We start from the raw sequence: 23,797 nt of genomic DNA, 5'->3' as shown, positions 1-23,797 counted from the left end.
GGTTATTTTCTCCTTCACCACCCCTGACTGAATGCTGCACAGCAGCATGCACTAACGGTAACGGTTTGTTGTTCTATGCATTTAGCTTTAACCATTATAAAGATTATAGGAGTGTGTCAAATGAGCAAACAAATTTTCCCCAGATTTTTTCGTGTTTTTATGGCTTCCTTTTTGCTATTAGTATTTGCTCTACCAGCGACGGCTTCCGCCGGCTATCTTGGCGATAAGCTCACTATAGGTGGCAGCTTTGCAAAGGGCGACTATCTCACCTCCCAAGATGGTAGGTTTTCAGCCATTTGGCAAAATGACGGAAATTTTGTCATCTATCAGAATGGTGCTTCTATTTGGAGTAGTGGTACCAGTAAAAGTGGGGCCATTTCGTTCATATTTGAACCAATTGGGAAACCGGTAATGTACACATATGGCGGAAGTTTTCAACAGGTATACCAATATGGCTTTAATCGTTTTGGATTCAACCATGCTACAGGTAAATTCGAGTATTATACGGGTTGGGGGTTTGATACGGTTTGGGTGATTGATACTTCTAAACGTCAATCCGTTTGGTTTGCCGATACCGCCTCTTGGATTTCAGCCCATCACGGAAGCGGGCTGCCAGCTAACACAACTGGAGACACGCTGATCATGCAAAGTGATGGAAATTTAGTTCTCTATAACACAACCATGACCAATAGCCATTATCCTAATAGCTGGATTCCTGTCTGGGCTTCGAATACGGGTGGGCGATAAAATTAGATTGAGAGCCGCATAATGCGCGGCTCTTTTTATTTATCCAAGTAACCTAATCATTTATCTGCTTTATGAAAAAAGCTCAACCCGTAATAATCGGCGTATGAGCATTCCGATTTCTACCTTTGGAGAAAATTACATTTAAAGGCTTGCCGTTACTTGTGACAAATTATTCATCACCGTCTGTAACGGCAAGTTATGAAGAAAGACCATCAACTAAGGATGGTCTTTCTTTGAACGAAAATGTAAATACCAGTGGATTAATGTGTCTGTTAATATAATGATTTAGTCAATTATCGGATACAATCCTTCATCTAGGCTCAAATATAAGGTCTGAATCTGAGTCTGGGTCTGAATCTTGGCGTGTTACTCTGACGCTCCAACAATCATATGAATGCATACTTTTTAGCATGGTCTGCTTCTGCAGCGGTGAGAGCGACAAGTATGTAGGGCAGAATTTAAATGATCGGTATTTATTAAAGTATTGAATAACAGTATTAGTCTCTTCAGTTGTAATAATGCCTAGTTCTCGTCTTCTTTTAGCATCACGTTTCGCAAATAAAGAATCAACCCATGCTTGATATTTATCCTCATTATTAGGATTATCAAAATACTTATTGATTGCCCATAGTATAAGGAGAGCTGCACCGCATAAAACAAGCAGAGTCGAAATACTAGACATGAGTCAGGCACCAAAACCTTAGGCGAGAGAGAAGCCTAGAACAGGACATAACATAGATTAATAAAAGAATTATTATAATAAGCCATATCATAATATCTGCCTCTTACGGAAGTAAAATTGAAACGCAAAGTCAATCTTATTACATGTACAGGTTGATTGGCAATATACGAGTTAATACAACCTCTGTTTACCTTTTATCTAGCACTTTGCTAAGGATGAAATCCTGCCTTATCTAATGTTACTAGCAAAAAAAACTTGCCGGTACTTGTATTACGGTTCACCCAATTGCATCTTCAACTAAACTACCAGTTTAATGCCATTCACAGTCAAGTCGTTTGTTTTCCTAGAACCCCCATTCAAAACAGCCTGACCGGACCATTCTCCGACCAGGCTGTTTTGAACTATTTACCGCGTTTCTGCTGGCGCGCATACAAGGCGTTTACCGCTTCTTCCTGCGGCTCCTCCTCCTTATAGCGCGCCTCCTCATAAAGCTTGATTAGCTGCTTTTGTTCTGCTTCGCTATAGCTATCCTCAGTCTTCGCAGCCACCTGCCATTTGACGAGCTCCTCTGACGTTTCCCTAGGTGTCAAATGAGGCTGATACACATAACCTTTGCTTATGCTGCGCTTTACCCAGCGGCTGTACAAATAGCGGATTCGCTCCCTCGTTCCCCCGAGTTCCTCCCATTTAACAGCCTGCTCGGCTTTATTGCGCTTTCTGCGCAGCCGCCAGCCATCCTGCCATTTGCTTAAGGTCATTAAACTTTCGACCTCATCGGTATAGCCCTGCTCGCCTCCCAGCCTTTCAGCGGAGCGCTCCGCCATTTTGGCAAGAAAGGCTTTGGAGAGCCGATACACAACTCGCATAAGCCAAAATAAAACTAGTCCAATCGCAGCAATAACGATGATGATAATGACGACTTTCAATAGGTTTTCTACCCAAACGAGCCAAGGGGCAGGATCTTTTTGCTCCACAGGCGGCAATACGGGCTCAGGCAATGCTTCCGGCTGCGGTTGAGCAGGCGTATCTGCTTCGCCGCCCGTTATTAATGACAGTATCAGCTGAACGAGAGAGCGCACAGCCCATTCAATCCCCTGCGTAATTTGCCTGATAAAGCCAATCGCAATGATAGGAAGCAGCAGCAGAGCAAGCATCCATCTATTTTGACGTTTGAAGGCTTCTACAGATGCTGATATTGGCTGCTGCTGCCCCCTCTGATCGGTCTCGCGCTGCATTAGCCGCTCATTTATCATGAAAAAATAAACGATCAGCGCTATGATCCCGCCTACGGTCATCCAAATCGTATATTGCTGCAGCGGCTTGAGCCAAAATTGAGCCAATTGCAGCGCCAAATAGCCGACAATGCCTATTATCATCGTACTTCCTGTAAATATGGATGACCAGCTGTGCAGCCGTTCATTCATTCCGCGATAAGCAGCGATACTGCCGAAAATAGCGAGCGCTGGCCACCAAGCTTCCCAGCTTGCTCCTGATGCTATTGCAATTGTGCCACATAAAGCAAGCCATCCATCAGAGAGCAAAATACCAATCAGCAAAGCAAGGAATAGACGAGTAGCCCGGTTGCTGTGAAGCAGCTTCGCTGAAATGGACAGCAGCAGCGAACCAGCGCCGTAGCACAATGGCAAGCTGAGCAGCCAAAATAAAAGGAGGCTGCCTGAAAGCGCATAAGCACCGAAAGGCAAAACGAAAGGCAGAAAAAACAGCAGCTCCAGCAAGCCTTTCCCTACAGCTATGCCTGCGATTTTTCCAATAGGCGATTTGTTCATGATGCTCCACCTGACTGCTGCTGTTCGCTAGCTAGCCCTTCCAACAGCCAAATCGAGACGGAGTTGCCGCCGAAACGCAGCTGCTGAGCGGCAAGCTCCAGCGTTTCATTCCAATAGGCGGAAATAATGAGCACATCGCAGCCGCTTACACCACGCTCGCTCTCCCTTTGCAGCAAATCGCTAAACAGCTCCGTCCGGGTCAGCGACAGCTTGGCGAGCAGCTCCAGTATCGCCAGCCACTGGTCATGTCCGCTGCGGGGCAGCAGCATGGCACTGTCAAACTCTCCTTGCAGCGGCATATTGGCAGCGAAGCCGACTTCCATGCCACTGGCCGTGACGGCCTCCGCTGCTCCTGCTGCCCATTCAATGCCCCGTTCGATTAATGCTTCATCCGTAATCGTACGCCACATGCCCTCATGATCTTCAACGTTCAAATAAATCATCAGCTTCCGGTCAGCTGTATAATCATATTGATGAACCTGCAGCTTGCCTGCCCGAGCAGTCGCTTTCCAATTGACCGCCTTGAAGGAATCGCTAGGACGATAATCTCTTGCGCCTACGACAACGAAAGGATCTTCCACAATCCAGCGCCGCACCGACGTCTCGCCCTGCCAGCTATGAGAGGGCAGCTCGTCCACCTTCACCTGTGCGGGGATCGGATATACAAGCAGCTCGCCTTCTATCATCATTTGCTTCATATCATGATGAATGCCAAGCAAATCGCCGCCGGTCAAAGCAACGGAGCGAAGCTTGTATACCCCGCGCCTGGCGCTGACGAACGAATGCGTGCGAGTAATTTTCGTATAAGGCATAAGGCTGAAGAAGCTTTTATGATTCTGGTAATGCTCCCCGCTGCTCACCGCAAGATTATCCTGCGAGCGAAAGATGAGCTGGGAAGACAATTGGGATTCGACGCGCAGCCAAGGAACAGGCAGCCATTTGCCATTTGACAATTGCTCCACTAGTTCCATACGATCCCCACTAAAGCAGGTTTTTTGACTAAAGCGCCTGGAATAGCTAATGTTCCGCAAGGCAAACCTACGAAATACATTAGCTTGTAGCATAACTATAATGATTGCAGCGATAATAAAAGAAACGACGAGCATCGTCTATTTACTAGCCTATTTAGCGAGAAGCCCTGCCTCGGCAGGAACCTCGGTTCGCCTAATAATATCTTCGATAATTTTCTCTGCGCTGCCTTGTGTACGCTGCAGTCCACGAAGCGCGAGACGATGGGCCAGCACGGGCTGCGCCATCGCTTTTACATCATCCGGCGTTACAAAATCTCTTCCCCGCAAAATCGCCTGCACCTGCGAGGCTCTCAGCAGCGCCTGGCTGCCGCGAGGGCTGACGCCCGTCTGCACCTCTTCCCTGCTCCGCGTCTGCTCTACTAGCTTCAGCATATAAAGCAGCACATCATCCGATACGCGTACGGAGGTGTATAGCTTCTGGGCTTCAGCAATTTCGTCTGCTCCAGCAATTGGTGCAAGCTGCTCCAGCGGGTCTCCCTCTTTAAAGCGCTTCAAAATTTGCAGCGCCTCATCCGTTGTGGGGTAGCCCATTTTAACCTTGAATAAAAAACGGTCCAGCTGCGCTTCCGGCAGCGGAAACGTTCCTTGATGCTCGACCGGATTTTGCGTCGCCATAACCATGAACGGCCGCGAAAGCGGCATCGTCTCGCCCTCGAGGCTTATTTGCCGCTCCTCCATACATTCGAGCAGGCTGGATTGGGTACGTGGCGTTGCACGGTTAATTTCGTCAGCCAGCAGCATATTCGTAAACAAAGGACCGGGCCTGAACTCAAAATCCCCCTGCTTCTGATTGTAAAAATGGATGCCCGTCAAATCTGACGGCATTAAATCCGGCGTAAATTGCACACGCCGGAAGGTCAGGCTGAGCGACTTCGCCAGCGATTTGGCAAGCAGCGTTTTTCCCGTCCCGGGTACATCCTCCAGCAGCACATGACCGCCGGTAATTAACGCGATAAACAATAGATCGGCTATATGCTCTTTCCCTACGATAACGCGGCCAATATTGCTTCTCAGCTGTTCAGATAATGCAGCAATGGATTGGTAAGACATGCTAGCAGCTCCTTTTTTCTCACTATAAATAGGATGTTTTATTGACTCCAGCCACAGCGCTCGCGCTGCACACGCTGCAGCTGCGACCAGCGAACGAGCCGGATGCCCTCGGCCTGCAGCGTCTGCACAATCTCGCGGTCGCGGAACAGCTGGAACTCGAGCCCGCGCTTCTCAGGCTGCCCATGGAAGGATAGCAGCTCATCGGTTACGAGCGAAGGATGAATAATAAGCTCTGTCAAACCCGGCGGCAAGCTGCGCAGCTGCTGTTTCATCGCCTCTTTGAACGACGCATATGTTTCTCCAGCCTGCAGCTGAAATGGCAAACCGACTAAATAATCCAATATGATGACGCCTTTGGAATCCGCCAGCATTCCGAGCTGCTTCGCCTGCTCAGCAAGCTCTGGAGAGGCTGTTTGCGCGCGATCACCAAGCAAATGGCGCGGTAGGCGAAAAGGCAAGCCATATTTGGCGCATACGTCGAATACAATAGGTAAAAAATGCTTGCCTGTCGCAAGCCCATACAAGCTGCCCATATGATTGTCAGCATGGCTCGGCTTCATCCCTAATTGCAGGGCAAGCTCTATTTGGGCAACCATTTCTCGCTCTACCTGCTCGGATTCGGCCTGCAGTTCGAATGTTCGGCTGTCTTTCGGGAAATATCCGCCCTCTACGAGCAAGGAAGGAACATCCTCCGGCTTGCTCACGGGGCCCCAGCGATAATTGTCCCACTCGCTTGTAAAAGTGAAATGAATGCCTACATCATGCTCCTGATGCAGCGCGCACCACTTCGCCGCTTCCCGCGCTGCGTGGCACGGCATCATAATCGTTGCCGAGCTTACTGCGCGCTCTTCCAGCAGTTGCTCCACCGCTTTATTGACTGAACCACATAAGCCATAATCATCTGCATTAACAATGAGCAGTCTTTCATCACTGCTGTATCCTAATGCTGCTGCAACACTCATGAGCCCAACTCCTCAAATTATAGTGGTTAATGACTATAATGGTTGTTCAACGCCGGCAAGATGCTTAAGAAATAGCGCTTTCAAACGCGGTTCATTGCTGCCTGTCCAGTTCACGATTTTTGCTGCTTGGCTCACAATTTTCTGCAATACCGCCGCTTCGTCAAGCTGCTCCCGCCAGCGCGTCATAAAATGCAGCGTCACATCAAGCATCCGCAGCTTAAGCAGCAGCGTTATCGCATTTGCTTCCGCCTCCATCAGCCGTAATTCCGACCCAAAGCCTTCACAAAACAAGGCGATTCGCTCCAGTCGCCCTTCATCTGCCCCATCAATCAAATCCACGATAACGACAGCGAGCTCCATCGCCCTTACATCGACTGTGCAAAATTCAAAATCCAGCAATCCGACTACAGCATCCCCACGTGCAACGGAATTGCTGAAATTCAAATCGCCATGAATCCACTGGCGGGGAAGCTCGGCTATGTTTTTCAACTCGTTTTGTAAACGCTCTCGCTCCTGCTGCAAGCAAGCTATCTGCTCCTCAAATTCCGGCAGCAGCCCCGCTTCATTAGCAATTTCCCGCATAGCTGGAATGCCTATGGCTTCATAAGATTGCTCCAGCTTATAATACGGATCATAAATAGGCTCGCCATGAGGCTTAATGGCACTTAATCCCTTGCATAAAGCAGCCGTAGCGATGCCGAGCCCTGTAATGTGGGAAATATTTTCGACCGAAGGCCTCTTGCCTTCAATGAAATGGCATAGCGTAGCCAGCTTGCCGCTTGGCGCCTCCGTTACGGTCTGCCCTGCGCGATTCGCTACAGGCATTGGAACGTCAAAAAGGCGCGCGTCTTGCTCCAGCAGCCCAAATAACACCTCATGCTCCAGCAAAACCGTCGATTTATTTTGATGATTGTTGTAAATACGCAGCACGTAGCGGTTATTTCCCGCCTGCACGATCCGCGTTGTATTGTTCATGCCGCTGTCTCCGGCAGCTATTTCCCATCGTGCGCCAAGCTCATATTGGTCTAAAAACGTTGAAAAATCATGCTGACTCAATAGTTTTGTCCTCCCCTAAGCTACCAGTTGCTGCCTTTATTATACTTGCTGGGAGCAGAAGTTGGCAAAAAAGCGGAAATCAGCCGCGGACATTCGCTATTTCCCCGTAACTGAACCGTCCTTTTACAGGCAAGCTTCGACACATTTTGTATCAGCTTAATGCGGGCTTTTCGCGTTCTTGCGCCTTCATTTTGCCATATCTAGTTTCCCCTGATTTTGCTCCCTCCATCTGTTGTAGCTGGGAAGGATATCCTATGTTTTAAGCTTTATTAGGCAATCGTTAGCCTGCTGTCGAAATCATTTTAAACATGTTGGATTGTGCGCTTCCCCGGGAAATAGACGGCTCATTTCCACCTTTCTATTTCCCGCGATTCCCCCTCATTCCGTTAGCTTGAATTTTCGCTCAATTCTAATAATTTCCCCGTGAGGTTTATTCAGGCGGCTTTGCAGCGTCTCCAGATGACGTCTCCGGTATCGAAAATCCAGCACTGCGGATACAAGCAGCACAGCCCCCGCACCCAGAATACCTTCTTTGCCAAGCACGCTGGCCGCTAGCACAACACTGAGCAGCAGCCAGACCAGGGCTGACATATTCACCGTGCGGCTCCACCTTCCGAGATGCCAAGGCGCATCCATGAGCAGCTTGTGCTTCTTCCCTGAGCGCAGCGCTAACGCAATCGGGATTGCATACGCCGTGTAAAGGCAAATTAGTGTGAAGCTAGGGACAGCAGCTGTGAGCAGGCGCTCTGTAAGGAGCACACAAGAGGCTGCAAGGATAATGAAAAACAATGCGGCTGCTAGCCAGACGCATTTCCTGGGAGATTGAGTTGCAGGGTGAACGCCTGCCAGCTGCTTGCTGAAAGGCAGAGCCTTATCGCGCGTCAGGCTGTACAATAATCGGGAGCAAGCGATCAGCACGCTGCTGCTGCTTGAGTAGAGAAGCACGACTAGGAGCAGGGTCACCAGCGGTGAACGGCTGATAGCTTCCAGCAAACTGCCTGCAAACCACTCGCTCCCGCCAGTCGGTATGCCTCCATTTGAGAAGCCAGGCCACACAAGTGTCAGCACAGCCAGCAGCACAAAGCCGATAATAAACGTGTAAGCCGTCGACAAATAGATCGCCCATGGCACGCGAATGCGGGGATCGGACGTCTCCTCGGCACCTTGGGCAGCGCTGTCCATGCCGAGAAACAGCTTTTGCAGCAGCAGAAAGCCCGCAATCATCCCTAAGGCGGATTGGCCTTTCCCCTCCCCACTAAGGGCAGGAAGCGTAAATAACAGCTCAGGTGCAAAAGCACCCGGCCAATACAGCGCCATTAAAATGACGATTGCAGCGATTGCAGCGACAAGCTGCAGCCATAGTCCACTTCTCAGCAGAACAGCCAGCAGACGGACACCACGACTGTGCAAAGCAGCTTGCGTAACCACCATTGCCAAGGCAATGATTGCTTTCGTCCATATTGAAGGCATGTAACCGAGCCAGCCTGCAAGCATTCCATCCAGCAAGGAGGCGCACAGCAGATTGGTCAGCAGCAGAAGCCCCATATAGCCAGCCATGTGAAACCAGCCCGCATGCCAGCCCCATACACGTCCTCCTAATGCCGAGGACCAATGATAGACGCCCCCGGCGGTCGGAATAGCCGAGGACAATTCGGCCAGCGATGCACTTACCATTAAGGCAAACAACGCGGCAAGCGGAATGCCTATACCGACGACAATTGGCCCGCCCTGCTGCAGGGCAGGCGCCAGAAACAACAAAGCTGCTGCACACAGCCCCATCGTGTTGAAGGAAAGCCCAAATGAAGCTGCCGCTCCAAATTTGCGTCTGAGCTGCTGGGCAAGGCCAAACAAATTCAAATCATGCTTATCCTGCTGCATTTGAATATAGGTGGCATAAGCCGTCATGCTCTGATGGCTCGACGATTTGATACTTTGCTGCGCCTTGACAGCTCCGGCTAATGCAGCAGCACATACAGCGAAAAATAAAGCCAGCCCGATTACGAGCGCAATCATTCCACCACCCCCATCATTAAGCAGTATATGTGAGGGTGGAAGGGCTCATGCCAGCAAACAAACGAAATATATCACGACATTAATATTTTATGACATTAACTATAGGGCGGAAGCAGGCACACTAAACTAGCTAAACTAGCGCGAGTACCCGATTCAGCAATTGGTCGGTGTCAAACGGTTTTTCTATCCACTCGGTAATGCCCAGCTCAGCCGCTGCCTCTATTTTTTCAGGCTCCCCGTACGCGGTAATAAGCAATACTTTAACATTCGCATCGCTTTTGCGAATCGCGCAGAGCACGTCCAATCCGTCCATATCAGGCAGCATAAAATCCAGCAAAATGCAGTCCGCTCCATATCGCTCGAATTGCTCAAGCGCGTTCAGCCCATCTGCAGCTTCATAGACGGTAAATCCCGCCTTCTGAAACAGCTCTGCCAGCATGAGGCGAATGAGCGGCTGGTCGTCAACAATAAGCAGCTTTTTCCCCTCAGCTAGCTTTGCTGCATCCGCGCTGCCCGCCAAAGCTTGGTGCGCCTGTTTGCTGCGACCGTCCTCCAGCTTGCTGGGAACGTTTTTTTTCACTGGGCTGACGTGCAAGCTTGAAGACTGTCGCCGAATGGGGGGCGCCGAAAAGCGCGGCCCCTTGTCCTTTTTCACATACTGCAAATAAACAACGAAAGCGATCGTCGTGACAAATACAGCGCATAATAAAATGATATAAATCATGCTGTCTTCTCTCCTGCTGCAAAGTTGCACATATCAATAATTGACGACCATTGGTCCGAGCGGGCCATTTTCATTAATCATATCCTCAATGTCATAGACGGAGATGGGGAAATACGGAAAACCAAATGCATAAGGCGTCAGCTCATACAGGGCAAAATAAAGCACCAGCGTCCGGTCCGCCACATAATAGTCCTGATCCGGCCTTATCGCTTTGAACGGCGACAGCGTGCTAATATCTCGCGACCTGATTTGAGCGGTGACCAGCGCGGACAGCTTGACGATATAATTGCTGCCAGGCTTAAACAGCTCAGCAAGCGCGTAAGAACGTCCCGTAGTCAGCTTGAAGGTAAGCGACTGCTGCAGTGTCAGTCCATGCGCTCCGCCTGTATAGGCGTAGTTGAACAAAGACAGGCTGAGCACATCCTTCTGGTTGTTTTTGAGCTCAAAATATCCTTGCATCTCCGCATGCGGGTCTTCAAGCGTGCCTTGCTCAGCTATGAGATGCTGCGCTGCTGAGTGAATGATCCCATTGATTTGGCTATCTGCTGCCTCATTGGATCCCCCGCTAATATGAGGCAGCCACAGCTCGGCCTTTGGAAACGTACTGCGGACAGACTGAACGATTACAGGAGATTGAAACGCCATATCGGGCTACACCTGCCTATTCGCTAGAATGCTCCATTGTATGCAGATTACGCCTCATCTCATGCCACTCAATTCCTCCATGTGTGGAAGAAGCCTTGCCTACGTATGTAAATTTCGCCTGTTCATAAAAAGAAATCAAATGCGGCTCGCACATTAAAATAATCGCATTCAGCCTCTCATTTTCGCATGCTTGGATCAGCTTGTCCAGCAGTTTTGCAGCAATTCCCCTACGCCTGAAAGCCGGATCTACCGCAATAGTCAGTATGCAAAAGTTGTCTCCCGCGTATTCGCCTTGATGGCTTCCCTTCATCTCGTCACCGCAGCTTTCCTGCTCCGTCCGAATTCCATTGGCTATGCCAAGCAACTTGCCGTCATCCGACCAAGCGGACCAGAAATACGAGGGATATTCCTGAAAACGGTACTGGAATCCCGCTTCCGTCGCCGCGGCCTCAGGAGAGTAGCAGCGCTGCTCAAGCTCCAGCGCCTGTGAAAGCTCATGCTGCTGAATCAATCTCAGCTTCACTTCGTTCATAGCTGCATTTTCTCCCGTTCGGTTAAGCGCCTGCCTCTAATGTCTAGAACAAGCTTGCCATTATTGAGACCAATAATGCGGTCCGCAAACCGTTCAGCATAATCGCCTTGATGCAGCACGGCAATAACCGTAACTCGCTGCTCCGTGCAAAGCCGTTTTAAATCGGCGAGCACCTGATCGGCCGTATGCGGGTCAAGTCCGGATACCGGCTCGTCCGCCAAAATGATTTTTGCGCCGTGCACGAGCGCGCGGGCAACAGCGATACGCTGGCGCTCTCCCCCGCTCATCTTCTCCGCCTTCAGATGTGCTTTATCGATAAGGCCCAGCTTCTCTATCGTATCCATAGCGCCCATATAATCGTCGCTGCGCACCATGCCGGTCCATCGCCGCCAAGCGGGGGTTTGGGTCACCGATCCGATAATCACATTTTTGAGCCCCGTCTTGCTTGGATACAGTACAGGCTTCTCTTCTAAATAAGCTACCTCGCGGCGAACTTTAAATCTGCCGGTCAGCCCTTGCTTCAAAACATCCGTTCCATTCAGCTTGTAGCTTCCCCGCGTCCATTTTTCCTGCAGCGCCAAGCATTTAAGCAGCATCGACTTCCCGCTTCCGCTCGCTCCCTTAATGGCGATAAACTCGCCATCCTCCACATCCAAATGTATATCGTCGAGCACTTTCGGCCCGCCTGGAATAACCTTCGTCAAATTCGAAATTCTTATCATTTTTCGCGCCCCTTTGTTTCACGCATCATATTTTCAGCATTTTGTATAATTCGATTCGGGTCGCTTCTAGGTGCAATATTTAGAGCGATAAAACCGCTTCGTTCTAATTATTGTACATTGAAAGTCGCTCAGGGGATTTATGCAAAATGCTCTTTTATATAAATCTAGTTTACGGGAAACAAAAAACAGTTTCCACACGAACAAATGTTTGGTATAATGAAAACAGCAAGCGGAAACGGCTGAAGCCCTCCTCTGGTGGCAAAGCTACCGTTTCGCGATGAAATATAAGAGTTTATATGTGTACAACTTATAAATTCTTATATTTGAACAAAAGTTCTGATTGACTATTTATTAAACATCCAATAAGGGAGGCAGGATCACCATGAAGAGCACTTGTGAAAATTTTCGTTTCGTTGAGAAAAGTTGGCCACGTCGAGATTTGACTTTTAAATTTTATTCAAACGGAGAATTGACGATTATTGATAACAGCTCTGAGGAGGTGATCTCTCCGAATGACCTGCGGGGCGACAGCCTGGATTTCTATATCCGCCGCCGCATTGCCTTTATCAAGACAACGCTGCTTGTGTCGCAGCTTAAATATGCATGATTTTTCTGGAAATGACCAGCTAATCTAATTTTCATCCTTAATTTTCCTAATTCAGTGTTGCCGAAACGCGTTTGCTGCGTTGACGTAAGGCTCCTGATACTGTAGATTGATTTCATACACAGTCTATTTTGCGCTAAAGGAGCCGTGCTTTCTATGAAGCAGCACATTATGTTTGACCTCGACGATACATTAATTCATTGTAATAAATATTTCTATTTGGTCATTAGTCAATTTGTTGATGCGATGACCACCTGGTTTGCCGGATATGAAGAAGTAACCGCGGACACTGTACGAGATAAACAAACAGAGATCGACATTGCTGGAATTGCCGTGCTTGGTTTTAAGAGCGAGCATTTTCCTCAATCTTTCGTTGACAGCTATGTTTATTTCTCCGATGTAACCGGAAGGAAGCGCTCCGCTGTAGAACAAGATTTTCTATGGAAGCTTGGGCTCAGCGTGTATGAGCATGATACAGAGCCTTATCCGAATATGGAGGAGACGCTGTATTCTTTAGCTAATCAAGGCCATGAGCTGCATTTGTACACAGGGGGCGAGCAGCTCATTCAATCCCGCAAAATTAATCAATTAAATTTAAGCAAATATTTTAATAACCGAATCTATATTCGCCAACACAAAACGAATGAAGCGCTGGAGGACATTTTAGCTGAAACATCGCTGGATCGCGCACGCACATGGATGATTGGCAATTCTATTCGCACGGATGTTGTTCCCGCCTTGACTGCAGGCATCCATGCCATTCATATGCGCAAGGATACCGAATGGCAATATAATGTTGTCAATATTGAAGTTCAGCCTAAAGGCGCCTTTTTCACTTTGAATGATTTAGTGGAAGTGCCGGAAGCCATCTACGGTTATATCAACCGCTAGCTGAACAAACACAATATTTAACTAGAATAAGCCGCCAAACCAGCATACTCGTTGGTTTGGCGGCTTATTTTGTTGCGATTTTCGTTAGCGCTTATTCACATCATTCACATCGAACAACCTCAAGCAGGTTATGGCGGCCTGCTAACTAGTCGGCAGGCCGAATCGTTAGCGTCCCTTTGTCACGGTCGGTCAATACAAGTCTGCCCTTCATGCTGCTTCCATCGGACTGCTTAAAGGCGAGCTGGCTCGTTGCCCCCTTCTCCAGCAGCGAATGGAGCATCGGCAGCGTAATCTTCTTCCCCTGCTGTTCCTTCCAAATCACAAAAGAACAGCCCTCGCGAAAGCTGCTGCAGCCGTAACCGCGCTTGCCTTCAATCACACTGCCGTTGCAGCCCTTCCTCGGGCAGGCAGCGAGCGGCCCTCTTGGAGCCGCAGACGCTGCTGCTTGCTTGGGCGGCTTCACTGCTTCGCTACCCTCAGCTGACCGTGCGGAGCTTCTGCTCTTGCCAACTCCGGCAGGCGACTTCCCCCCTGCTTTCGCTTCTGACGAGCGTGAGCTGCTTGTACGGCTGCCGCTTTTCGTCGAGCCTGCTGCCTTCTTCCCTTTCGCAGATGTGTCCTCGAACGTTCCAGGTGCGGCAGGACGCTGCTGACGAACCTTATCGACGATGACGGCTGCGAATTGCTTAACTTGCGCAATAAAACGATCATCCGAAGCTTCGCCTTTAGAAATTTGGTGCAGACGCTGCTCCCAGCGTCCCGTCATTTCGGGCGAAGCGAGCAGCTCAACACCGGCGTTGCGGATGAGCTCAATCGCAGCGAGTCCTTTCGACGTAATATCCAGCTTCTTTCCTGCTAGCTGGATATAGCCGACATGCTTCAGCCGCTCGATCGTCGCTGCCCGTGTCGCCGGCGTGCCAAGACCGGTATCCTTCATCGCTTCCCGCAGCTCATCATCCTCCATCGACTTCCCTGCGCCTTCCATCGCTTTGAGCAGCGTTCCCTCTGTGAAGGACTTGGGCGGCTGCGTCATTTTTTCCATCGCCTCAACGCTGCTGCAATGAACCGGCCCATTCGGGTCGAGCTTAAAGGGCTGATCGGTTACCATTTCCTCGTCATCGGCTTCCTTGTCATCCTTGGCTTTGGCGCGCTTAGCAGGCTTGGCCGCAGTGGAATCCTGCTGGGGCAACACCACTTTCCAGCCGGGCTCCAGCTGTTCCTTCGCTTTCGTGCGGAAGGTTTCGCCTTCGACGACCGTTAGCACCGTGTGGTTTTTATATACGGCGGGCGGGTAATAGTGCGACAGAAAACGTCTGACAATCATGTCATAGACGTTTTGCTCCTCCTGGCTGAGGCCAGAAGCACGCTTCGGTGTAGGCATGATGGCATGGTGATCCTCGACTTTGGACGGATTACAAACCGCTTTGTTCCCTTTGTGAACGCGAGAGCGGTCTGCTCCTTTCGCAAGCTCGCCATAGCCGCTAGTGCCTTGAAGCATCGTTAATACATTGCCCATGACCGGAATGTTCTCCTCCGTTACATAGTTGGAGTTCGTCCGCGGGTACGTAATCACCTTATGCTTCTCGTAGAGCGCTTGGGCAATATCCAGCGTCTTCTTAGCCGAATAGCCGTGCTTGCCATTCGCTTCGCGCTGCAATAGCGTCAGGTCATAAAGCCTGAACGGATACTCCTTGCTTTCCGCTATCTGGTAATCTTCTACCTTCGCAGGCTTATTTGCTGTTTTCGCTGCCAATGCCTCAGCCTTTGCTTTATCGGTTAGACGCTCCCCCTGCCAAATGCCAGAATACCCAAATCCAGACTGGTCAAATGCCGCTTTAACGACAAAATAAGTCTCCGACTGAAAAGCCGTAATTTCCTTATGACGATCATATAGCAGCGCCAAAACTGGCGTTTGCACACGACCGACAGAAAGCAAGGCTTTATGGCGAATCGTAAATGCGCGAGAAGCATTCATCCCGATCAGCCAATCGGCTTCACTGCGGGCACGAGCCGCTTTCGTCAGCGGTTCATATTCATCATCACTGCGCAGCGTATCAAAACCGCGGCGAATCGTCTCCGCCGTCAAATCCGATATCCATAACCGGTCCGTAGGCTGCGCCAGCTTTAAATATTGCCTGATTAGGTGAAAAATAAGCTGGCCTTCGCGCCCGGCATCGCATGCGTTAACAAGTCTGCCACAGCGCTTCGCAAGCTCGCCAATCGTCTTAAGCTGATCCTTCGTCCGCGGATTCGGCCACAGCTTGAACACCTGCGGAATGATCGGCAAGTCCTGATCATTCCACCGTTTGTAGCGTGCATCGTATTGGTCAGGCTCGGCGAGTGATACCAAATGCCCAATCGCCCATGTAATAATATAGCGGTCGCCTTCCAAATACGTCCGGCGATTAGCTGCCTTTGGTTCAAGCACGGCAGCAATCGTCCTGCCCATATCCGGTTTCTCCGCAATAATTAATGTCTTCAACAAATCGCCTCTTTACTTCTTGCTTGTTGTTTCCACATATTGCTTCATAGAAGCAAAAATCGACCGAACACCATTCGACCAGTTAGGGTCTTCCGCATATTTACGGTTAATCCATGTGAATGGGTCCATGCCTTCAGGTCGTCCCTTGCTTAAATTCACAATCGTTCGCGACGCAATTTCAGCGGAATCGCTAATCGTCGTATTATATTCTTTCCAGCTATGAAACACATTGAAGGGATTATTCGCAATTTCCTTCGCCTGCTTGTTCGTGGTTGGTACAAAAGCCTGCTCCTGCCCAGTTATAGCAAATAGCAAGAGCGGATGAATATCAAATGATTTCGCTTGGGCAATAATCGCATCTAAATAAGGCTGCCTGGCAAGTATCGACGATTTGCCTTTCAAATACTGAGTCAGCCTCTTCTTATCAATTTCTACATACCGCAGCTCTTGCGGCAAGCCATCCAGCTCGACGATCTTCACTGGTTCAATGGGAGCAAGAAGGACCGGCTCCGGCTGTGCCCCTCTTAACGCACGCGTCAGAGACTCTCCATACAGCAGCGAGACGCTCACAAGCAGCAAGCTGAGAAATCCGTACACGATAGCTTGATTGCGCCGTTTGCGAGGAACTGGCGCGTTCTGAGGCACTGCCAGCGGCAATGGCAGAGGTATGACATCCGCCAAGCCGGAGGCGCCAGCCGCCCCGGCTGCAAGCGGCTCTTTGGCCAGCTGCTCATCGCCGGCTGGCTGCAGCTCATTTTTCAACTGAAGCCAGCTCTCGTTCACCGACAAACTTGCATTTGGCAAAGAATCTGCGCTCGTGTCCATTCGCTCGGCAGAACTGCGCAGCTTGTCCATCGCCAGTCGATAGCGCTCGATCTCGACAAAGCTTTGCAGCTGCTTCTCTACCCATTGATGCATCGGCTGCTCAATATCCTGCTCGCGGTCATCCAGCAATAATAAGCAAGCTGCAAAAATATCATCTGCACGTACAGGGCGCTTCTGCTCCAGCACCGCAGTGCGAATAAGCTGCGCCGTCACCTGGCGCTTAATCGACTCGTCAAACGACGGAAGCTGCTTATGTATAATGCGGTTCACCGCATCGGCAATCATTTCGGTTTTCTTCTCCTGCGGCAGCGCTCCATATTTATGCTGGACATATTTTCGAATATTGCTGACATCTGCCGGGGATAACACATAAGCTTCTTCAGCATGCATGACGAATCGCTCCTTTACGTCATCTCACACTGATTTTACCACAACTTTCCTTATATTGGGGAGGGGAGCTGCCTAATTCTCAGCTGATTTTGCTCCTGCAAAATAAAAGCCGTAATTTGCTCCTTCTCAAATGCAGTAAATTGATATTCACAGTCACAGTCTTCGTCCTGCGGCACAATTTGGGCAATTCTGCCCTCTGGTGTACAAATGACCAGTCCACTAAAATCAATGAGATCATCAGGCGCGGGCGTTGCCTCCGACAGCTCAAACAACAGCTCAATATCTACCCATTGATCATTGCGCCGCTCCATGTTCGCCACGATTTTCTCAAATTTTAGTTCCGTTACTGTATCCAGTCCATATTTAATCATATATCGCTTCATTTCCCTCCTATCGACAAGAAAAGCGCCCTAGGGCGCTTCTCATAAGCTGCTATTCAATTCATCATACCATTAATTTAGGGAAGCAAGGAAGATCCCATCAGGAACTTATCCACTTCACGAGCCGCTTCGCGACCTTCGTTAATCGCCCATACAACCAAGCTTTGACCACGACGCATATCGCCAGCTGCGAATATTTTCTCAGCATTCGTCGTATATTTGCCATAAGGCGCCTTCACATTCGTACGACGGTCCTGCTCTAGGCCAAAAGCATCAATCAGCGTGTTTTCTGGGCCTTCAAAACCAACCGCGATAAACACGAGATCAGCCGGCCATACTTGCTCGGAGCCTTCGATTTCTGTATAAATTCGGCGTCCCGTTTCCGGATCAACTGTACGCTCGATTTGTACGGTGTGAAGCTCGGTAAGCTTGCCATTCTCGCCAACAAATTTTTTCGTCAGAACCGAGAAGGCACGCGGGTCTTCTCCGAACAGCGCTTTTGCCTCTTCATGCGCATAATCCAGCGTGTAGACGTTCGGGAACTGCGGCCAAGGGTTGCTAATGTTATCGCGTACTAGTGGAGCCTTAGCATGAGTACCGAATTGCGTAACCGATTTGCAGCCATGACGAAGCGCAGTTGCCACGCAGTCCGTCCCCGTATCGCCACCGCCGATAACAATGACATTTTTGTCTTTCGCAGAAATGTAGTTGCCATCTTCCAGATTGGAATCCAGATAGCTCTTAATCGTGCCGTTCAAATAATCCATCGCCATATGAACGCCTTCAAGCTCATGTCCTTCAATATCTACCGGGCGCGCTTTCGTAGCGCCGCCGCACAATACGATTGCATCGAACTGGCCTTGCAGCTCATCAGCCGATACATCTTTACCGATCTCTGTGTTTACAACGAATTCTATGCCTTCCTCCGCCATCAAGTCTACACGACGCTGAACAACCTTCTTGTCAAGCTTGACTGTAGGAATACCATAAGTGAGAAGTCCGCCGATGCGGTCCGCACGCTCGTACACTGTTACAAGATGTCCCGCTTTGTTAAGCTGCGCTGCGCAAGCAAGGCCCGCTGGGCCCGAACCGACAACCGCTACACGTTTGCCTGTGCGCATCTTCGGAGGCTGTGGAACAACCCAGCCTTCATCAAAGCCACGGTCAATAATCGCTTGCTCGATCGTCTTAATCGTAACCGCATCACCAATCAAGCCAACCGTACAGGAGCCCTCACATGGAGCTGGGCAAATCCGCCCTGTAAATTCTGGGAAATTATTCGTTTTGTGCAAACGATCCAGCGCCTCACGCCATAAACCGCGGTAAATCAAATTGTTCCACTCTGGAATGAGGTTGTTAATCGGACAACCCGACGTTGAGCCAGCAAGCTCCATTCCAGAATGACAGTAAGGTGTTCCACAGTCCATGCAGCGCGCACCTTGCGTACGAAGCTGTTCATCGGACAAATGCTTATGAAATTCTTCCCAATCTTTAATCCGCTCAATCGGATCGCGATCGGCTGGGAGTTCTCGTTGATATTCCATAAAACCAGTAGGTGTAGACATGATCGCTTTTCCTCCATCCGTTATTCCCGTCAACCGTTGTAAGGCTTCTCTAAACAAACTATATCGGGAACTCAGCAATTATTCAATAACAAACATTTTCAATTTTTCGCGAGGCATTTTACAAAATCCTAACACTCTTACCCTGCCATCGTTAATGGATTATCCGTACAATCATTTGCACTTTATAACATAATGTTCGTACGTTCTATGCAGGAGAGCACAAAAAAATGAGCTTAAGATGTCATATTTGTCCTTTGTACCCCGCGAAAAACCGATTCAACGGTTTATACGTTTAAAAGTTTGCCATGTAAAATCATGCAAATTGCGTTCATCCTTGCGATGAGGAATAGCTTCCACTAGCTCCCAATCGGCTTCATTGAACATAGGAAAAAAAGCGTCGCCCCCCGTTACTTCCACATCAACAGCTGTCAGGTAAAGCTTGTCTGCAATCGGCAGAAACTGCGTATAAATTTCCGTTCCGCCAATAACCATAAGCTCTTCCTCGCCGAAACGCGACAAAGCCTCCTCGATCGAATGAACGGTCTCACAGCCTTCTAAGGCAAAATCAGACTGCCTAGTTAAGACGACGTTATGGCGGTCCTTCAGCGGCTTAGGCAGCGATTCAAACGTCTTACGGCCCATTAAAACGGTTTTGCCAAGCGTGTGCTTCGTGAACAGCGCCATCTCTGCTGGAAGCCGCCACGGCAGCTTATTGCCGATCCCAATCGTTCTGTTGCGGTCCATCGCTGCTATTAATGTAATCGACATCGTTTGTCCATCCCTTCTATACGGCTACAGGCGCTTTGATTGCAGGATGAGGCTGGTAGTTTTCCAGTACAATATCATCCACTTCTACATCAAATAAAGAGCTCACATTTGGATTAATCCGCACTTGCGGAAGCGCGCGAGGTTCGCGGGCAAGCTGCGTCTTAATCTGCTCCATATGATTGGAATAAATATGCGCGTCCCCAAGCGTATGCACAAATTGTCCAGGCTGCAAGCCACATTCATGGGCAATAAGCAACGTAAGCAAGGCATAGCTGGCAATATTAAAAGGAATTCCGAGAAATATATCTCCACTGCGCTGGTACAGCTGGCAAGAAAGCTTGCCTTCTGATACGTAAAATTGAAACATCGTATGACAAGGCGGTAGAGCCATATTTCTAGGAACGTCCTCTGGATTCCATGCGGAGACAATCATTCTCCGGGAATCGGGATTCGTCTTAATCGTATGAATAACATCCTTCAATTGATCAATGGATTCGCCTTGCGAGGTTTTCCAGTCGCGCCATTGCTTTCCATATACATTGCCGAGCTCGCCATACTTTTCTGCAAAAGCGTCATCCTGCAAAATTTGCTGCTTGAACAGCTCCATTTGCTCCAAATAAAGCACATTAAAAGCTTCATCGCTTTGCGAACGCAGGCCAAAGCCGGTCATGTCTGGACCTGTATAATCAGAGCTCTCTATCCACTTCTTAAAGGCCCATTCATTCCATATATTATTGTTGTGCTGGAGCAGGTACCGAATATTCGTATCGCCTTTAATAAACCATAACAGCTCGCTGACAACCAGCTTAAACGGTACACGCTTCGTCGTAATGAGCGGAAAGCCTTCGTTTAAGTCGAAACGCATCTGGTAGCCAAACGTGGAAATCGTGCCCGTTCCGGTACGATCCTCCTTGACCGTGCCGCGTTCCAGAACGCTGCGCAGCAGCTGCAAGTATTCGTTCTCACTAGTATGAACACTCATTCCCTTACAACTCCTATTTTGGACATATAGATTTGTATTATATCATTATAGTCAATCATTTAAAATAGTTGCCTCTGCTGATTCCGTATAAATTCTCAACAAAGCACATAATTATTAATTTTTTATAAAAAAAGGCCCGCAGGCTTCAGCAGCCGCGGGACCTCTTCAATAGCCGCCGCAAATGCGGCGACTATATTTAGTGAATCATAACAATCAATTACTTAAGAAACGTGTGGATCGGGTGGCCAAGCGCTACTTCTGCAGCGTCAAGCACGATCTCACCCAGTGTTGGATGCGCATGGATCGTAAGGGCGATATCTTCAAGCGTAGCGCCCATTTCGATTGCAAGACCAAGCTCAGCAATCATATTGGAAGCTTCCATACCGACGATATGCGCGCCAAGTACAAGACCGCTGTCTGCATCCGCAACGAGCTTCACGAAGCCTTCATTCGCATTAATCGACATCGCGCGTCCGTTGATAGCAAATGGGAATTTGCCCACTTTTACATTATGTCCTTTGTCTTTTGCATCCTTCTCCGTGTAGCCAACGCTTGCGCATTCTGGATCAGAGAAGCAGACAGCAGGAACACATTTATAATCAATCACGCTAGGCAGGCCGGAAATAACTTCTGCCGCAACACGTCCTTCATACATTGCTTTGTGAGCAAGTGCAGGACCAGCAATAATATCGCCGATTGCATAAACGTTTTTATTGCTAGTACGGCATTGATCATCAACCTCGATCAGACCGCGCTCGCCAACTTTAATGTTAGCCAGTTCCAGACCAAGATCGCCATCTGTGTTAGGGCGACGGCCAACGGTAACAAGCAAGTAGTCTGCTGTTACTTTTTCTTCTTTATCGCCGACTTTGTAAGTCAACGTTACATCGTTATCCGTTTGCTCAGCACTTTGTGCAAGCGCGCCCGTTACGATATCGACTTTTGTACCTTTAAGCTTCTTAACGACAAGAGAAGACATGTCTTTGTCGAAGCCAGGCAGAATGCTGTCTCCGCCCTCGATAACCGTTACTTTCGTACCGAATTTCGAGAACATTTGACCAAGCTCGATACCGATATAGCCGCCACCGATAACGATAACGCTTTTCGGCAGCTCAGGCAGCGACAAAGCTCCTGTAGAGGAGATAATACGCTTGCCATAAGGGAAAGCTTTCAGTTCGATTGGACGGGAGCCTGTAGCAATAATACAGTTTTTGAAACGGTAGCGCGGAGCTTCCTGATCGTTGAACACACGCGCTTCGTTTTCATTGATGAACATCACTTCACCATTGAAAAACTGTACTTTGTTCGCTTTAAGCAAAGAGCCAACACCGCCAGTCAATTTTTTGACAATGCCGCTTTTGAACTCCTGTACTTTGCTCCAGTCAACTTTTACATCGCTAGCTGTAATACCGAATACATCAGCGTGGCTGATGGACTCATATTGATGGGAAGCGGAAATCAGAGCTTTGGATGGGATACAACCCACGTTCAAACAAACGCCGCCTACATATTCCTTATCTACACAAAGCACGCTTTGTCCCAATTGCGCAGCGCGGATTGCCGCTACGTAACCACCAGGACCTGCACCAATGACTAAAGTATCGATATCTAATGAAGCATCTCCAACAACCATCGTTTATACCTCCATAATGAACAGTTCTGGGTTGCCCAGCAGCTGTTTAATGTAGTTCATAAAGTTTTGAGCGGTTGCGCCATCGATTAGACGGTGGTCGAAGCTCAGTGACAGAGCCATTACAGGAGCAGCTACGATCTCGCCGTTGCGTACGATTGCTTTTTCGGAAATACGTCCAGTACCGAGGATTGCAACTTCAGGGAAGTTGATAACCGGTGTAAAGAACATACCGCCTGCCGAACCAATATTGGAAATAGTAATCGTGCTGCCTTTCAGCTCGTTAGCCGAAAGCTTGCCATCGCGTCCACGAACAGCCAGATCACGAATCGAGTCAGCCACTTTCCAAATGTTTTTGCGATCCGCATCTTCAATAACAGGAACGATCAAGCCGTTGTCTGTATCTGTTGCGATACCGATGTTGTAATATTTGCGCAAAACGATTTCTTGATTAGCTTCGTCAAGCGTCGCATTCATAATTGGGAATTCACGGGCAGCAGCTACGAGCGCCTTCACGATGAATGGCAAGTACGTAAGCTTAGCACCTTTTTTCTCTGCATAAGGCTTGTATTTTGCACGAAGTGCCACAAGCTCAGTAACGTCCACTTCATCCATGATCGTTACATGCGGAGCTGTATAAACGGATTTGGACATAGCGCCTGCAATAATTTTGCGAATGCCTTTAAATGGCAAGCGCTCTTCCGGACGGTAAGCTGTACCAGCAGCAACTGGAGCTGCTTTCGCTTCGCCAGCACCTTTTGCAGTTGCGTTGTCTTGCTGCTCAGCCGGAGCCGCTGCTTGATCGGCTGCTGCAGAAGCAGAACCGTCAAAGCCAGTAACATCTTCACGCGTAATACGGCCGTTTTTGCCAGTGCCGCTTACTTGCGTCAAATCAACATTTTGCTCGCGAGCGAACTTGCGAACGCTTGGTGTAGCAAGCACAGAAGCATTTGTAGCTTTAGGAGCTTCTTTAGCTGTTTCTGCTGCTGGAGCATCTTTAGCCGCTTCTGGAGCTGGGGCCGGAGCCGCCTCTTCCTTCTTAGGCTCTTCAGCTGCCGGAGCTGCTTGCTCAGGCACTTCGCCTTCCGCATCAATCAAAGCGACTACTTCGCCTACGTGGCAAACTTGGCCGTCTTTAACTAAAACTTCAAGCACTGTTCCGTTAACCGGACATGGCACTTCAACAATTGCCTTGTCGTTTTGCACTTCCATAATAATGTCATCATCTGTTACTTTGTCGCCGGCTTTAATGTGCACTTTAATAATCTCGCCTTCGTGCAAGCCTTCGCCAAGCTCAGGGAAACGATATTCGAATTTAGCCACCGCGTG

Annotated in this window: 22 protein-coding genes; 3 read left to right on the top strand and 19 right to left on the bottom strand. The window is 49.1% G+C overall.

Translation table 11 applies throughout. From position 1 onward, the window contains the following. The first annotated feature begins 120 nt into the window (after window positions 1-120). Window positions 121-747, top strand: a complete 627-nt coding sequence (locus AC50Y5_RS09650) for a hypothetical protein (protein WP_056040656.1) — start codon at window positions 121-123, stop codon at window positions 745-747. Between the two features lie 310 nt (window positions 748-1,057). On the opposite strand, the gene AC50Y5_RS09645 is transcribed toward AC50Y5_RS09650, so the two are convergent. From AC50Y5_RS09645 to AC50Y5_RS09595, 11 genes are all read right to left on the bottom strand, one after another. Next, on the bottom strand, window positions 1,058-1,429 hold the full coding sequence (locus AC50Y5_RS09645) for a hypothetical protein (protein WP_155973438.1): 372 nt from the start codon (window positions 1,427-1,429) through the stop codon (window positions 1,058-1,060). A gap of 401 nt (window positions 1,430-1,830) precedes the next feature. Next, window positions 1,831-3,216, bottom strand: coding sequence for a UbiA prenyltransferase family protein (locus AC50Y5_RS09640; protein WP_494860137.1), 1,386 nt, complete (start codon window positions 3,214-3,216; stop codon window positions 1,831-1,833). Beyond that, a complete protein-coding gene (locus AC50Y5_RS09635) occupies window positions 3,213-4,187 on the bottom strand; it encodes a DUF58 domain-containing protein (RefSeq protein ID WP_494860136.1) in 975 nt (324 codons plus the stop codon). Before AC50Y5_RS09635 ends, AC50Y5_RS09640 begins: the two co-directional genes overlap by 4 nt. 150 nt (window positions 4,188-4,337) lie before the next feature. Further along, window positions 4,338-5,297, bottom strand: a complete 960-nt coding sequence (locus AC50Y5_RS09630) for an AAA family ATPase (protein WP_056040663.1) — start codon at window positions 5,295-5,297, stop codon at window positions 4,338-4,340. A gap of 38 nt (window positions 5,298-5,335) precedes the next feature. Further along, window positions 5,336-6,259 (bottom strand): polysaccharide deacetylase family protein, encoded by a 924-nt coding sequence (locus AC50Y5_RS09625; protein ID WP_494860133.1) that lies wholly within the window; start codon window positions 6,257-6,259, stop codon window positions 5,336-5,338. 33 nt (window positions 6,260-6,292) lie between these two features. Further along, window positions 6,293-7,315: a phosphotransferase gene (locus AC50Y5_RS09620; protein WP_494860131.1), complete on the bottom strand. Its 1,023-nt coding sequence runs from the start codon at window positions 7,313-7,315 to the stop codon at window positions 6,293-6,295. A 378-nt stretch (window positions 7,316-7,693) separates the two neighbouring features. Continuing rightward, window positions 7,694-9,328 carry an amino acid permease gene (locus tag AC50Y5_RS09615; protein WP_494860129.1) on the bottom strand — a complete coding sequence of 545 codons (1,635 nt, stop codon included), beginning with the start codon at window positions 9,326-9,328 and terminating at the stop codon, window positions 7,694-7,696. Between the two features lie 130 nt (window positions 9,329-9,458). Further along, window positions 9,459-10,052: a response regulator gene (locus AC50Y5_RS09610; RefSeq protein WP_494860127.1), complete on the bottom strand. Its 594-nt coding sequence runs from the start codon at window positions 10,050-10,052 to the stop codon at window positions 9,459-9,461. A gap of 33 nt (window positions 10,053-10,085) precedes the next feature. After that, window positions 10,086-10,697, bottom strand: coding sequence for a DUF3298 and DUF4163 domain-containing protein (locus AC50Y5_RS09605; RefSeq protein WP_056040671.1), 612 nt, complete (start codon window positions 10,695-10,697; stop codon window positions 10,086-10,088). Window positions 10,698-10,713: 16 nt separating this feature from the next. After that, window positions 10,714-11,229, bottom strand: a complete 516-nt coding sequence (locus AC50Y5_RS09600) for a GNAT family N-acetyltransferase (RefSeq protein ID WP_056040673.1) — start codon at window positions 11,227-11,229, stop codon at window positions 10,714-10,716. Further along, entirely contained in the window at window positions 11,226-11,951 is a 726-nt protein-coding gene (locus tag AC50Y5_RS09595; RefSeq protein ID WP_056040674.1) for a phosphonate ABC transporter ATP-binding protein, read from the bottom strand. Before AC50Y5_RS09595 ends, AC50Y5_RS09600 begins: the two co-directional genes overlap by 4 nt. 382 nt (window positions 11,952-12,333) lie before the next feature. Between AC50Y5_RS09595 and AC50Y5_RS09590 the strand changes: the two genes are divergently transcribed. Then, window positions 12,334-12,558, top strand: coding sequence for a hypothetical protein (locus AC50Y5_RS09590; RefSeq protein WP_056040867.1), 225 nt, complete (start codon window positions 12,334-12,336; stop codon window positions 12,556-12,558). Between the two features lie 153 nt (window positions 12,559-12,711). After that, window positions 12,712-13,446, top strand: a complete 735-nt coding sequence (locus AC50Y5_RS09585) for an HAD family hydrolase (protein ID WP_494860124.1) — start codon at window positions 12,712-12,714, stop codon at window positions 13,444-13,446. 145 nt (window positions 13,447-13,591) lie between these two features. On the opposite strand, the gene AC50Y5_RS09580 is transcribed toward AC50Y5_RS09585, so the two are convergent. The 8 genes from AC50Y5_RS09580 to AC50Y5_RS09545 all read right to left on the bottom strand — a co-directional run bounded on the left by AC50Y5_RS09580 (window position 13,592) and on the right by AC50Y5_RS09545 (window position 23,791). After that, the gene (locus AC50Y5_RS09580; protein WP_494860122.1) at window positions 13,592-15,928 is read right to left on the bottom strand and encodes a type IA DNA topoisomerase; all 2,337 of its coding nucleotides are present in this window, start codon (window positions 15,926-15,928) and stop codon (window positions 13,592-13,594) included. A gap of 12 nt (window positions 15,929-15,940) precedes the next feature. Continuing rightward, the gene (locus tag AC50Y5_RS09575) at window positions 15,941-17,143 is read right to left on the bottom strand and encodes a glucosaminidase domain-containing protein (RefSeq protein WP_056040680.1); all 1,203 of its coding nucleotides are present in this window, start codon (window positions 17,141-17,143) and stop codon (window positions 15,941-15,943) included. Window positions 17,144-17,193: 50 nt separating this feature from the next. Beyond that, window positions 17,194-17,526: a hypothetical protein gene (locus tag AC50Y5_RS09570; protein WP_235533270.1), complete on the bottom strand. Its 333-nt coding sequence runs from the start codon at window positions 17,524-17,526 to the stop codon at window positions 17,194-17,196. A gap of 74 nt (window positions 17,527-17,600) precedes the next feature. Beyond that, window positions 17,601-19,088, bottom strand: coding sequence for a glutamate synthase subunit beta (locus tag AC50Y5_RS09565; protein ID WP_494860116.1), 1,488 nt, complete (start codon window positions 19,086-19,088; stop codon window positions 17,601-17,603). Window positions 19,089-19,364: 276 nt separating this feature from the next. Further along, window positions 19,365-19,856 carry a dihydrofolate reductase gene (locus AC50Y5_RS09560; RefSeq protein WP_494860114.1) on the bottom strand — a complete coding sequence of 164 codons (492 nt, stop codon included), beginning with the start codon at window positions 19,854-19,856 and terminating at the stop codon, window positions 19,365-19,367. Between the two features lie 16 nt (window positions 19,857-19,872). Beyond that, entirely contained in the window at window positions 19,873-20,838 is a 966-nt protein-coding gene (locus AC50Y5_RS09555; RefSeq protein ID WP_494860109.1) for a thymidylate synthase, read from the bottom strand. Between the two features lie 217 nt (window positions 20,839-21,055). Then, window positions 21,056-22,471 (bottom strand): dihydrolipoyl dehydrogenase, encoded by a 1,416-nt coding sequence (gene lpdA, locus AC50Y5_RS09550; protein WP_494860107.1) that lies wholly within the window; start codon window positions 22,469-22,471, stop codon window positions 21,056-21,058. Window positions 22,472-22,474: 3 nt separating this feature from the next. Next, entirely contained in the window at window positions 22,475-23,791 is a 1,317-nt protein-coding gene (locus AC50Y5_RS09545; RefSeq protein ID WP_056040692.1) for a dihydrolipoamide acetyltransferase family protein, read from the bottom strand. Between the last annotated feature and the right edge of the window lie 6 nt (window positions 23,792-23,797).

The sequence above is a fragment of the Paenibacillus sp. JT22N7 genome (assembly GCF_059383875.1).
This window is presented reverse-complemented; position numbering and strand designations above follow the sequence as displayed.

Coding starts and splice junctions, on each gene's coding strand:
- AC50Y5_RS09650 (WP_056040656.1), top strand. CDS start 121: ATGAGCAAACAAATTTTCCCCAGATTTTTTCGTGTTTTTATGGCTTCC.
- AC50Y5_RS09645 (WP_155973438.1), bottom strand. CDS start 1,429: ATGTCTAGTATTTCGACTCTGCTTGTTTTATGCGGTGCAGCTCTCCTT.
- AC50Y5_RS09640 (WP_494860137.1), bottom strand. CDS start 3,216: ATGAACAAATCGCCTATTGGAAAAATCGCAGGCATAGCTGTAGGGAAA.
- AC50Y5_RS09635 (WP_494860136.1), bottom strand. CDS start 4,187: ATGGAACTAGTGGAGCAATTGTCAAATGGCAAATGGCTGCCTGTTCCT.
- AC50Y5_RS09630 (WP_056040663.1), bottom strand. CDS start 5,297: ATGTCTTACCAATCCATTGCTGCATTATCTGAACAGCTGAGAAGCAAT.
- AC50Y5_RS09625 (WP_494860133.1), bottom strand. CDS start 6,259: ATGAGTGTTGCAGCAGCATTAGGATACAGCAGTGATGAAAGACTGCTC.
- AC50Y5_RS09615 (WP_494860129.1), bottom strand. CDS start 9,328: ATGATTGCGCTCGTAATCGGGCTGGCTTTATTTTTCGCTGTATGTGCT.
- AC50Y5_RS09610 (WP_494860127.1), bottom strand. CDS start 10,052: ATGATTTATATCATTTTATTATGCGCTGTATTTGTCACGACGATCGCT.
- AC50Y5_RS09605 (WP_056040671.1), bottom strand. CDS start 10,697: ATGGCGTTTCAATCTCCTGTAATCGTTCAGTCTGTCCGCAGTACGTTT.
- AC50Y5_RS09600 (WP_056040673.1), bottom strand. CDS start 11,229: ATGAACGAAGTGAAGCTGAGATTGATTCAGCAGCATGAGCTTTCACAG.
- AC50Y5_RS09595 (WP_056040674.1), bottom strand. CDS start 11,951: ATGATAAGAATTTCGAATTTGACGAAGGTTATTCCAGGCGGGCCGAAA.
- AC50Y5_RS09590 (WP_056040867.1), top strand. CDS start 12,334: ATGAAGAGCACTTGTGAAAATTTTCGTTTCGTTGAGAAAAGTTGGCCA.
- AC50Y5_RS09585 (WP_494860124.1), top strand. CDS start 12,712: ATGAAGCAGCACATTATGTTTGACCTCGACGATACATTAATTCATTGT.
- AC50Y5_RS09575 (WP_056040680.1), bottom strand. CDS start 17,143: ATGCATGCTGAAGAAGCTTATGTGTTATCCCCGGCAGATGTCAGCAAT.
- AC50Y5_RS09570 (WP_235533270.1), bottom strand. CDS start 17,526: ATGAAGCGATATATGATTAAATATGGACTGGATACAGTAACGGAACTA.
- AC50Y5_RS09565 (WP_494860116.1), bottom strand. CDS start 19,088: ATGTCTACACCTACTGGTTTTATGGAATATCAACGAGAACTCCCAGCC.
- AC50Y5_RS09560 (WP_494860114.1), bottom strand. CDS start 19,856: ATGTCGATTACATTAATAGCAGCGATGGACCGCAACAGAACGATTGGG.
- AC50Y5_RS09555 (WP_494860109.1), bottom strand. CDS start 20,838: ATGAGTGTTCATACTAGTGAGAACGAATACTTGCAGCTGCTGCGCAGC.
- lpdA (WP_494860107.1), bottom strand. CDS start 22,471: ATGGTTGTTGGAGATGCTTCATTAGATATCGATACTTTAGTCATTGGT.